The 10,918-nt window shown below is 47.0% G+C and carries 11 protein-coding genes; 8 read left to right on the forward strand and 3 right to left on the reverse strand.

Annotation, left to right across the window (positions count from 1 at the left end):
- The first annotated feature begins 36 nt into the window (after positions 1–36).
- The 4 genes from hypB (at position 37) to hypD (ending at position 4,583) form a co-directional block, all read left to right on the forward strand.
- Positions 37–819, forward strand: a complete 783-nt coding sequence (hypB, locus tag AACQ84_RS01020) for a hydrogenase nickel incorporation protein HypB (protein ID WP_234991340.1) — start codon at positions 37–39, stop codon at positions 817–819.
- 7 nt (positions 820–826) lie between these two features.
- Complete coding sequence (gene hypF, locus AACQ84_RS01025; RefSeq protein ID WP_200807227.1) at positions 827–3,121, forward strand: carbamoyltransferase HypF; 2,295 nt, start codon at positions 827–829, stop codon at positions 3,119–3,121.
- A 133-nt stretch (positions 3,122–3,254) separates the two neighbouring features.
- Positions 3,255–3,494 carry a HypC/HybG/HupF family hydrogenase formation chaperone gene (locus tag AACQ84_RS01030; protein ID WP_012305842.1) on the forward strand — a complete coding sequence of 80 codons (240 nt, stop codon included), beginning with the start codon at positions 3,255–3,257 and terminating at the stop codon, positions 3,492–3,494.
- A 3-nt stretch (positions 3,495–3,497) separates the two neighbouring features.
- Positions 3,498–4,583, forward strand: a complete 1,086-nt coding sequence (gene hypD / locus AACQ84_RS01035; RefSeq protein WP_012305843.1) for a hydrogenase formation protein HypD — start codon at positions 3,498–3,500, stop codon at positions 4,581–4,583.
- A gap of 36 nt (positions 4,584–4,619) precedes the next feature.
- Here the strand turns inward: hypD and AACQ84_RS01040 are convergent, their stop codons facing one another.
- Positions 4,620–5,012 carry a hypothetical protein gene (locus tag AACQ84_RS01040; protein WP_012305844.1) on the reverse strand — a complete coding sequence of 131 codons (393 nt, stop codon included), beginning with the start codon at positions 5,010–5,012 and terminating at the stop codon, positions 4,620–4,622.
- A 15-nt stretch (positions 5,013–5,027) separates the two neighbouring features.
- Positions 5,028–5,375 carry a YtxH domain-containing protein gene (locus tag AACQ84_RS01045; protein ID WP_012305845.1) on the reverse strand — a complete coding sequence of 116 codons (348 nt, stop codon included), beginning with the start codon at positions 5,373–5,375 and terminating at the stop codon, positions 5,028–5,030.
- Positions 5,376–5,441: 66 nt separating this feature from the next.
- On the opposite strand from AACQ84_RS01045, the gene dtd reads away from it, so the two are divergent.
- Both dtd and AACQ84_RS01055 read left to right on the forward strand, forming a co-directional pair.
- Positions 5,442–5,897, forward strand: a complete 456-nt coding sequence (dtd, locus tag AACQ84_RS01050) for a D-aminoacyl-tRNA deacylase (protein WP_012305846.1) — start codon at positions 5,442–5,444, stop codon at positions 5,895–5,897.
- A 302-nt stretch (positions 5,898–6,199) separates the two neighbouring features.
- Positions 6,200–7,168: a protochlorophyllide reductase gene (locus tag AACQ84_RS01055; RefSeq protein WP_012305847.1), complete on the forward strand. Its 969-nt coding sequence runs from the start codon at positions 6,200–6,202 to the stop codon at positions 7,166–7,168.
- Between the two features lie 362 nt (positions 7,169–7,530).
- Here the strand turns inward: AACQ84_RS01055 and AACQ84_RS01060 are convergent, their stop codons facing one another.
- The gene (locus AACQ84_RS01060; protein WP_012305848.1) at positions 7,531–8,007 is read right to left on the reverse strand and encodes a nuclease-related domain-containing protein; all 477 of its coding nucleotides are present in this window, start codon (positions 8,005–8,007) and stop codon (positions 7,531–7,533) included.
- Between the two features lie 172 nt (positions 8,008–8,179).
- Between AACQ84_RS01060 and cax the strand changes: the two genes are divergently transcribed.
- Together cax and ctpC are read left to right on the forward strand one after the other, a co-directional pair.
- The gene (cax, locus tag AACQ84_RS01065; protein ID WP_012305849.1) at positions 8,180–9,283 is read left to right on the forward strand and encodes a calcium/proton exchanger; all 1,104 of its coding nucleotides are present in this window, start codon (positions 8,180–8,182) and stop codon (positions 9,281–9,283) included.
- 211 nt (positions 9,284–9,494) lie between these two features.
- A complete protein-coding gene (gene ctpC / locus AACQ84_RS01070; RefSeq protein WP_012305850.1) occupies positions 9,495–10,817 on the forward strand; it encodes a carboxyl-terminal processing protease CtpC in 1,323 nt (440 codons plus the stop codon).
- The last annotated feature ends 101 nt before the right edge of the window (positions 10,818–10,918 follow it).

The raw sequence follows: 10,918 nt of genomic DNA on the forward strand, positions 1-10,918 counted from the left end.
TGTGGAAATTGCGGTTGTAACGCTGTTGAAAAACCTGTGGAAATTCATACCCACGCCCATGATCATTCCCACGGGCATCATGACCATCATCACCCCCATGACCATGAACATCACCATCACCATAATCATGATGGGAACCATAGCCATGCCATTGATATTAATCAATCTATTTTTGCAAAAAATGATCGTCTAGCTGAGCGTAATCGCGGCTATTTTTTGGCGAAAGATTTATTTGTTATTAATGTCGTTTCAAGTCCCGGCTCAGGGAAAACGGCATTATTAGAACGCACCATTGAGCAATTAAAAAATAAACTGAATTCAGCCGTTATCGTGGGCGATTTAAAAACGGATAACGATGCCCAACGGCTGCGAAAAAATAATATTCCGGTTGCCCAAATTACCACAGGAACTCTTTGTCATCTCGATGCCGAAATGGTCTTAAATGCCGCCCGAAAACTTGCCCTTGATGGTGTTCATTTATTAATCATTGAAAATGTAGGCAATTTAGTTTGTCCCGCTGCCTATGACCTTGGTGAACATAAAAGGATTGTCTTACTGTCTACCACCGAAGGGGAAGATAAACCCTTAAAATATCCGACGATGTTTAAGTCTGCTGATGTCGTCATTATTAACAAAATTGATATCGCTGAAGTTGTTGGTTTTGACCGTGATTCAGCCTTAGAAAACGTCAAGAAAATGTGTCCCCAAGCACAAATTTTTGAGCTGTCTGCCCGCACGGGGGAAGGGATGGAAAGCTGGTTGAATTATCTCCAAAGCCAATACCAAGACATTGCTTTCCAAGCTGTAATAACTGTATAAATTGCTCGTGAAAAGACGGTTAAGATTGGAGATTCAAGGCACAGTGCAGGGGGTTGGTTTTCGTCCTTTTGTTTACCAATTAGCGACAGCACTCAATTTATTTGGTTGGGTGAATAACTCTACTGCGGGGGTTACTATTGAAGTAGAAGGTGGGCGATCGCCATTAAATTTATTTCTCGAAAAACTGCAAGCAGAATTGCCCCCTAATGCAAAGATTGACGCTTTAAAATATCAATATTTAGAGCTAATTGGGTATAATAATTTTGAAATTCATGCGAGTCAAACTGGGGAAAAAATAGCGATTGTTTTGCCCGATTTGGCGACCTGTTCTGAATGCATTGCAGAAATTTTTGACCCCCAAAATCGCCGTTATCAATACCCCTTTACCAACTGCACCCATTGCGGCCCCCGCTACAGCATTATTGAAACCCTGCCCTACGATCGCTCCCTAACGTCAATGGCAGATTTTTCGATGTGTGCCGACTGTCAACGGGAATATGAAGACCCCGGCGATCGCCGTTTCCATGCCCAACCCAATGCCTGCCCAATTTGTGGCCCTAAACTTGAATTTTTGAGTCATTGCCAAGGGCAAGAAAATACAAATCAATCACCTTTAGAGGCAGCAATTCAATATATTCGTGATGGAAAAATTGTCGCCCTAAAAGGCTTAGGCGGATTTCAGTTATTAGTCGATGCCAGAAATAACAAAGCAGTGCAACAATTGCGTGGACGGAAACAACGTCCTGATAAACCTTTTGCGGTGATGTATCCTGATTTGCCGTCCATTAAAAATGATTGTTTTTTGTCACAATTAGAAGAAGCATTTTTGACTTCCCAAGCCAGTCCGACTGTTTTATTACAGAAGAAAAAAGAATTTAATCTTGCTGAAAATGTTGCGCCGCACAATCCGAATTTAGGAGTAATGTTGCCCTATACTCCGCTACACCATTTATTATTAAAAAGCCTGAATTTTCCAGTCATTGCAACTAGTGGTAACCGCAGTGATGAACCCATTTGCATTGATGAAACTGAAGCGCTAGAGAGGCTCAAAAATATTGCCGATGGCTTTTTAATTCATAATCGCCGAATTTTGCGTCCGGTGGATGATTCAGTGGTGCGGGTGATGAACAATACGCCTATAATTTTGAGGCGATCGCGGGGCTATGCGCCAGAGCCACTCACCTTAAAACGAACGCTCTCGAAAAATGTTTTGGCAATGGGGGCACATCTAAAAAATACGGTGGCGATCGCCCAAAAAAATCGTCTTTTTCTAAGTCAGCATATTGGTGATCTATCCAATCAATTAACACTGCAAGCGATGACAAAAACATTGCAAAAACTAAGCCAAATTTATGACTTTCAACCTGATATTATTGCCTGTGATTTACATCCCGATTATCTCTCTACACAATATGCTAAAAATCTCGCGCAGAAACTGAATATTTCTTTGATTTCAGTGCAGCATCACCATGCCCATATATATGCTTGTATGGCGGAACATCAGCTTGAATCGCCGCTGTTAGGGGTGGCTTGGGATGGGACGGGCTACGGTGAAGATGGCACAATTTGGGGCGGTGAGTTTTTCTGGGTGACAAAACAGAGTTGTGAAAGAATTGCCCACTTTAAACCGTTTCCGTTACCGGGTGGGGATCGAGCGAGTCGAGAACCCCGTCGCAGTGCTTTAGGTTTGTTGTCTCAACTCTATGATTTACAGGTATTGAAAAAGTTAAATTTACCCACAATTCAGGCTTTTTCTGCAACAGAATTGGAATTGCTTTTATCAATGTTAAAAAAAGACATTAATACGCCATTCACTTCTAGTGTTGGACGCTTATTTGATGGGGTTGCCTCTCTGCTTGATTTAAGGCAAAGGGAAAGTTTTGAAGGACAGGCAGCGATGGCTTTAGAATTTTCAATTGATGGTTTACAAATACCAGATTTTTATCAGTTTCAATATACAAAAAATGATTCAATCTTAGAGATTGATAGTCGTGGTATATTTCAGGGTATTATTCAGGATTTGCAAAATGACTTGCCTAAAAATTTTATTGCGGCAAAATTTCACAATACCTTGGTGGAAATTATTTTTGATATTTATCTGCATACCCTTAAGCTTGGTTTTAATTCTCGAAAAAATATTGTCTTAGCGGGGGGCTGTTTTCAGAATAAATATTTATTAGAGCAAACGATCCAAAAGTTGGAATCTAGTGGGGCAAATATCTATTATCCCCAAAAATTCCCGCCCAATGATGGGGCGATCGCCTTGGGACAGGTTATGGTGGTTACTGGACAAGCGATCTAATTTTTTGCTGTTGGGAAATCATCCAGAAGAGTCTCAACAAAAAGCTTAATAAAAAAACTTAAAACTAATAACATCAAAGCAAAAAATTCGTTAGGATAAACAGTAGCCAATCCAATCAAAATATTCCAAAAATATGTGCCTTGCTGTGCCGGGAAAAATTTTAGAAATTGTGGGGGATGACCCCCTTTTTAAAATGGGTCGCGTTAGTTTTAGCGGTGTGGTGCGGGAGGTGAGCCTCGCCTATGTGCCGGAAGCCCAAGTGGGGGATTATGCAGTGGTTCACGCGGGGTTTGCCCTGAGTGTTTTGGATGAAGTGGCGGCAACAGAAACCCTTGCCACTTTGGCAGAAATGGAGTCCTTTGCGGGGGGATAGTGAATGAAATTTGTAGATGAATTTCGCGATCCCGCAGCGGTTCAGAAATATGTGCAGGCGATCGCCGCCCTTGTGACCCGTCCATGGACAATCATGGAGATCTGCGGCGGACAAACCCACAGCATCGTTAAATACGGCATCGATCAACTGCTGCCCCCAGAAATCACCTTGATTCATGGCCCCGGTTGTCCGGTCTGTGTCACCCCTGCTGAACTTATTGATCAGGCGATCGCCCTGGCTCAGTTGCCCGATGTGGTGTTGTGTTCCTTTGGTGATATGTTGCGCGTGCCGGGGACAAGGCTCGATTTACTCTCGGTGAAGGCGCAGGGGGCGGCCGTAAAAATGGTTTATTCTCCCCTCGATGCCCTGAAAATGGCCCAGGAAAATCCCGACAAACAGGTGATTTTTTTTGCGGTGGGCTTTGAAACGACCGCACCGACCACGGCGATGGCAGTCTACCAAGCCGCCAAGTTAGGACTAACCAATTTTTCCCTCTTGGTCGCCCATGTGTCAGTGCCGCCAGCGATAGAAGCGATTTTGTCCGCTCCGGATCGAACCATTCAGGGTTTTTTGCTCGCGGGCCATGTCTGCACGGTGATGGGGTATCAGGAATATGAGGCGATCGCCAAAAATTACCAAATCCCCCTGATCGTGACAGGGTTTGAACCCTTGGATATTGTGCAGGGGATTTATCTCTGCGTGAAACAGTTGGAGGAAGGGCGATCGCATATCGAAAATCAATACCGTCGCGTCGTCCAAGCCGCAGGGAATGCCACGGCACAGCAATTAGTGACCGAAATTTTTGAAATTGTGCCCCGTACTTGGCGCGGGATTGGTGAAATTTCCCAGAGTGGTCTCGGTTTGCGCGAAAAATATGCCGTCTTTGATGCCTCTCGCAAATTTAAGCTAGATTTGACGCATTTCCAGCCCCAAGCATCTTCTTCTTGTATCAGTGGCGAAATTCTGCAAGGTCGAAAAAAACCCAAGCAATGTCCCGCCTTTGGCACAACCTGCACCCCAGAACGTCCCCTTGGTGCGCCGATGGTTTCCTCCGAGGGAGCCTGTGCTGCCTATTACCGTTACGGCTAAATTTCCCTTGGCGATGACATCAGAGAATAAGGAAAATTAACGACGTCGCCTGGATTTTTTACGGGGCGATCGCCAAAACGTTTGCCAAGCCGTCTGGAATCCCGTCCAAGTACTACGTCCGCCCCGTTGCACCTGTTGAATTTGTCGTTGGGTGTGCTTCAGTCCTTTTTCTGTCTGCTGGAGAATCCCCCGGGCACTTTTAAAACTGGCTTCGAGTTCATCGGTTAATTCGGTAATATCTCCCCCCGTACGCCGGAGGGCATCAAGGGTGCGCGGCAGTTCTCGGTTGAGGGTATCGAGGAGTTTTTCTGCGCTACGGGCCGCCCGTCCCAGTTCCAAAAAGGCCGGGAAAGCAGCGGCGAGGACAGCGGTAAGGCTGAGGGCAACAAGCAAAAAAGACAGGAGTAGCCAAAAAAGGGGATCTTGCACTGTAAATGAAACGGTTTAATTTTGGGACGGGTCAATCTCTTGGACAGGGAGGAGTTCCTCTTCTTCGGCATCGAGGCGTTGGGCTTCGGTTTGGCTCGCTTCAATCCCAGCGGCGATCGCCTCCTGTAACCGCTGCAGCGTATCTTCCCAATTGCGACGGGCCGTTTCCGAGAGTTGATCAGCGTGGAGTTGTAGACTATCCGAGAGATCCTCCGCCAGTTCTGGCAACGCTTCGAGGGATTTTTTGAGAATTTTTCGGGTATCTTTACCAGAGCGCGGTGCGAATAATAAACCGGCGATCGCCCCCACAGCGCCCCCAATGAGCACACCGCCCACAAAGGCCCCACCATTTCGCTCAGCCATATTGAAGTTCTCCCATTACACAAATCGCCTCCATTGTAGTATTCAACCCGGCTTCTACTAAAACCGATGAAAATTGTTCTCCAACGGGTGCAACAATCCCACGTCAGCGTCAATCAGCACATTGTCGGCCAAATTAACCAAGGCTTAACGCTCCTTGTCGGCATTTCCCCCACCGACACCGACGCCGAATTACAGTGGCTCGCCCGCAAATGCCTTGATCTGCGCCTCTTTCCGGATCCTGAGGGCAATCCCTGGCAAGCCTCGATCCAAGATATCCAGGGGGAAATCCTTGTGGTTAGTCAATTTACCCTCTATGGCGACTGTCGTAAGGGCCGACGACCATCCTTTAGTGGTTCTGCCAAACCAGATCAAGCCGAACAGATTTACGAAAAATTTGTGGCTTTCTTGCGCCAAAGTGGGCTGAAGATCGAAACCGGACAATTTGGTGCCATGATGCAGGTGGAAATCAGCAACGATGGCCCCGTGACCCTCCTCCTAGAGCGCGAAGCTAAACCCGCCTGAACTGGCCCTAAATTTCAGTAAAGTTTTCCCCCAGGTTTTTACGAGAAATATGGCTTTGTAAAGCAGTGGGCAATATTGAGATACAAATATTAAAAGTTTGGTGATCGCCGTTTCAGTTCCCCCACGCCAAAGGCGATCGCCCCATGGCATAAGCCTTTGCCCAATTCAGCCCTCCCGTACTGCTTGCCCAATTCCCAGGACAAATTCCCCCCGACGAATTCCCCTGAAATTAAGGGAAAAGAACGATAGTAAGATTTTCAACAAGCAGTTAACGTGATGAATTTCCGCCAAAGCATAGAATCATGACAGATCAACAAAAAACAGCGATCATTACTGGTGCCTCGTCCGGGGTCGGACTCTATGGGGCCAAAGCCCTCGCCGATAAAGGCTGGCATGTGGTCATGGCCTGCCGCAACCTCGAAAAAACCGAGCGAGTCGCCAAAGAAGTTGGTATCCCCGAAGCCAGTCGGACGATCATGCACCTTGATCTCGCTGATTTCGATAGCGTCCGTAAATTCGTCGCCGATTTTCGGGCAACGGGTAAAACCCTAAACTCCCTAGTTTGTAATGCGGCGGTTTATCTGCCCCTCGCCAAGGAACCCCAACGCAACAAAGACGGTTATGAACTTTGCGTTGCCACCAACCATTTGGGTCATTTCCTGCTCTGCAATTTGATGTTGGAAGACCTCAAAAATTCCCCCGCTGCAGACAAACGCCTTGTGATTCTCGGCACTGTCACCGCGAACCCGAAAGAAGTAGGCGGTAAAATTCCCATTCCTGCGCCCCCCGACCTTGGCGATCTCCAGGGAATGGCCGCTGGCTTTAAGCCCCCTGTTGCCATGATCGACGGCAAAATCTTTAAACCCGGTAAAGCTTACAAAGACAGCAAACTCTGCAATATTCTCACCATGCGGGAACTCCACAACCGCTATCACAAAGACACTGGGATTATCTTCAATTCTTTCTATCCGGGTTGCGTTGCCGAAACGGGCCTCTTTAGAAATCACTATGGTCTGTTCCGGAAGATCTTCCCCTGGTTCCAAAAAAATATCACCGGGGGTTATGTCACTGAAGAAGTGGCCGGAGAACGTCTCGCTAAAGTTGTTGCGGATTCTGGCTTCGATGTATCGGGTGTTTACTGGAGTTGGGGGAACCGCCAACAGCAAGGACGGGAAGCCTTTATGCAAGAAGTTTCTGATGAAGCTCTCGATGACAACAAAGCAGATGTCCTTTGGGATCTCAGCGCCAAGTTAGTGGGGATGCCGGCCTAATTTTTATCCTGATTCCTAATTCCTTAAGAGAGCAATTTTATTCTTATCGTCTCCCATCAAGGGAGATTTTTTTTGCCTCATGTGTAGCGTTTCTTTTTGAGAATAGGTTTAGGTTTAGCCAAAGTTGGCTTTTGTGAGTCTGACTGCTGCGTAGGCACTGCAATTTTTTGGAGAGCATTTACAATAGTTTCTATTTGGAGATCATCCAAATAATCTTGTCTTTGAGCAATCAAATGCTTTAATGCGCTTAAGGCAGTAATTACCGGGGCAGAACATTTTTTTACACCGACCCACTGGGCAGCAGGAAAAATAACAGGTGCAATGATGGCATTGCTATCAATGGATATATTTTGGGCGTCAAGTCAAATTTGAAACGCTTTTTGGTGGTACAGACTCTGTTGGGTTGGACTGTTTTGTAAAGGTATCCAACGACTCCCTTCTCTCCTTTTCCAGCGGTCAGCATACGCAGAAAAAGACCCTTTCCAGGTCTTGATTTCCATGAGAAAAATGCCTTTTGTGCCGACAATTAATAAATCAATCTCTGTTAGCTTTTGGCTACGGGTGGGGATCAGGATATTTTTTCCCATCGCCCAGGTTTTTGGTAACTGACTCAATAGAAGTGCAATAAAGCTTTCTCCGATATTGCCTTGGACTTGATTCCTGAAGTTCTTGAATTGATGTACACCTACCGCAAAGTAACCTAGGGGATTATTTTCGACTCTTGCATAAATTTCCTGAGTTTGAGATGCTTTTTTCTTCTCGATTTCTTGGGCAAAAAATGTTTTTAAATCGGGAGACTGGGATATTTTTTGCATTAACTTAGCAAAGAAGCGCTGCAATTTTAGTCTACTGCGGATTTTTAAATCTGATATTGATTTTATGTGTTTGGAAAAATACAAATGTAACAGCGATCGCCACTTTGCAAGTTTTCATCAAGGAATCTCTGCCAAAAGGAGCGCGGATTCTTGGTTTCGCGTCTATATTGGACACTAGCGCAACCCTTACGTCTTTATGCTAAACAAAAACACTTTTTTCCTAGCCCTGCTAGTTTTTATCCCAATTTCCCTAGCTGGCCACTTCCTCGAATGGAGTCCCGTTACTGTGTTTTGTACAGCGGCGATCGCCATTGTGCCCCTCGCCGCTTTCATGGGAGAAGCCACCGAAGAAATTGCCGTTGTCGTCGGCCCCAACCTTGGCGGTCTGTTAAATGCCACCTTTGGTAATGCCACCGAATTAATTTTGGCTTTTATCGCCCTCAAGTCCGGCTTAGTCGATGTCGTCAAGGCCACGATCACCGGATCAATCATTAGTAACCTGCTGCTGGTGATGGGTTTTGCGATGCTCCTGGGTGGCCTCAAGTTCAAAGAACAAGACTTTCAGCCCACCGCTGCCCGCCTTAATGCTTCGTCCATGAACTTGGCGGTAATTGCGATCCTAATTCCCACCGCCGTAGAGTACACCTCCGCTGGTATCGGCCAAGCCACTCTCCAAAATCTTTCCGTTGCCGTAGCCATTGTGCTCATTTTGGTCTATGGCCTCACTTTATTGTTCTCGATGAAAACCCACTCCTATTTATATGATGTGGGGGTCGCAGAAATCGAAGAAGAAGGGGAAACAGAAGAAGAAGCCAAGGCAAAAGTTAACCTTTGGCTCTGGGTTGGGGTTCTACTGATTGTTACCCTCGCTGTTGCCATTGAGTCGGAACTCCTAGTCGGTTCCCTCGAAGCAGCCACCGAAAGCCTCGGCCTCAGTCCTCTCTTTACAGGGGTGATCCTCCTGCCCATCATCGGTAATGCCGCAGAACATGCCACCGCTGTTACCGTTGCCCTCAAAAATAAAATGGATCTGTCTGTGTCCGTTGCCGTTGGCTCTAGTTTACAAATTGCCCTCTTTGTCGCCCCGGTCTTAGTGATTGCTGGTTGGGTCATTGGTCAACCGATGGATCTTGATTTTAATCCTTTTGAACTGGTGGCCGTGGCCGTGGCTGTACTGATTGCCAACTCCATTAGTTCTGACGGCAACTCCAACTGGTTAGAAGGAAGCTTGTTGCTAGCGACCTATACAGTGCTCGGATTGGCCTTTTTCTTCCATCCTGCCGTACCTGGATTGGCCTAGGCCGAGATATTCAACACAATCAAGCTGCTAATTTTTTTGGGCGAACCTTGGTTCGTCTTTATTTTTAGCCACCATAAATAATGCTGATTTAATCGGGAAATCTTCATCGCTCTTCCCGATTTTAAGTTTGCTGCATTAGCATAGGTATAGTGGCTGTCGTGCAAATTATTGATGGGGGCAGTCCCAATTTACTAATTATCTGAAGCCTTCCATGTCAAACTCTAAACCCTTTGTACTCGGTGCAACAGCTCTAGTGTTAACCACTGTGGCGGTTACAGGGGCAGGGCTGCACTACTCTAAAAGTCAAGCCTACCTCAAAGACAGCCCAAAGGAAATTGTGGACGAGGTTTGGTATGTCATCAACAAAGAATATGTTGATGCGACCTTTAACCAAAATGACTGGCGTCAGGTGCGGCAAGAGTTTCTCAGCAAAGACTATGCCAATACGGACGAAGCCTACGATGCAATTCGGGAAATGTTAGATCTCCTGGGAGATCCTTACACCCGGTTTATGCCCCCCCAAGATTTTGAAAATTTACAGGTTGATACGTCCGGTGAGTTGACCGGGGTCGGCATTCAGATCGCCAAGGATAAAGATACAGAAGAGGTGGTCGTGATTGCGCCCATTGAGGAGACGCCAGCCTTTGAAGCGGGCATTATGGCCCAAGATGTGATCGTTGCTGTGGATGAGCAACCCACCGAAGGGATGGAACTCAACGATGTGGTGAATTTGATCCGGGGCCAACGGGGTACGGAGGTCACCCTCACCATCCGCCGAGATGAGCGAGTATTAGAATTTCCCATTGTCCGGGAAGTGATTCAGATTCATCCGGTAAAGGCACGGATTAATGAGAGTCCCATTGGGGATGTGGGCTATATTCGCTTGACCCAATTTAGCGCCCAGGCAACGGCAGAGATGCGCGAGGCGATCGCCGATCTAGAATCTCAAAATGTCGATGGCTATGTTTTAGATCTACGTTCTAATCCTGGGGGACTGCTCTATGCCAGCATTGACATTGCCCAAATGTGGCTTGATGGTGGTGGGATTGTTTCGACGGTAAACCGTGTCGGGGAAGTGGATCGCCAGGAGGCCAGTGACCGCGCCCTAACAGATAAACCCCTGATCGTTTTAGTGGACGGGGGATCCGCCAGTGCCAGCGAAATCCTTTCCGGCGCGCTCCAGGACAATCAACGGGCGGTACTTGTAGGGACGCAAACCTTCGGTAAGGGCCTAGTCCAATCTGTCCGTCGCCTAGGGGATGATTCTGGGGTTGCCGTGACGGTCGCCAAATATTTGACCCCCTCTGGTCGGGATATCAATAAAGAAGGCATTGCGCCGGACTTTATTGTGGAACTTGATGAAGCTGATCAAGAAACATTGCAAGAAGATCGCACAAAAATTGGTACAATGGCTGACCCGCAATATGCCAAGGCGATCCAACTGCTCGACGAACAACTCCGCACTGGGACGATTGTGATCCCCGAAAAACAGGCCAGCACTGAGCGACCGAGCCGCCCCGCCCAGGATAGCTAAACTCCCAAGTCCTCGGTGTCAGCGATCGCCCTTTAAAAGGCCGTTACAAATCTTGTTGCGGTGGCGATCGCCCCCGGATCCCAGGCTCAACTCCCCTGGAT

This window comes from Picosynechococcus sp. PCC 7002, assembly GCF_963860125.1.
In the GTDB taxonomy this organism is placed as follows: domain Bacteria; phylum Cyanobacteriota; class Cyanobacteriia; order Cyanobacteriales; family MRBY01; genus MRBY01.

Bases quoted from the DNA above. Each gene is read 5' to 3' on its own strand.
- dtd (WP_012305846.1), top strand. From the start codon at position 5,442: ATGAAAATTGTTCTCCAACGGGTGCAACAATCCCACGTCAGCGTCAAT.
- cax (WP_012305849.1), top strand. From the start codon at position 8,180: ATGCTAAACAAAAACACTTTTTTCCTAGCCCTGCTAGTTTTTATCCCA.
- AACQ84_RS01045 (WP_012305845.1), bottom strand. From the start codon at position 5,375: ATGGCTGAGCGAAATGGTGGGGCCTTTGTGGGCGGTGTGCTCATTGGG.
- hypD (WP_012305843.1), top strand. From the start codon at position 3,498: ATGAAATTTGTAGATGAATTTCGCGATCCCGCAGCGGTTCAGAAATAT.
- ctpC (WP_012305850.1), top strand. From the start codon at position 9,495: ATGTCAAACTCTAAACCCTTTGTACTCGGTGCAACAGCTCTAGTGTTA.
- AACQ84_RS01055 (WP_012305847.1), top strand. From the start codon at position 6,200: ATGACAGATCAACAAAAAACAGCGATCATTACTGGTGCCTCGTCCGGG.
- AACQ84_RS01030 (WP_012305842.1), top strand. From the start codon at position 3,255: ATGTGCCTTGCTGTGCCGGGAAAAATTTTAGAAATTGTGGGGGATGAC.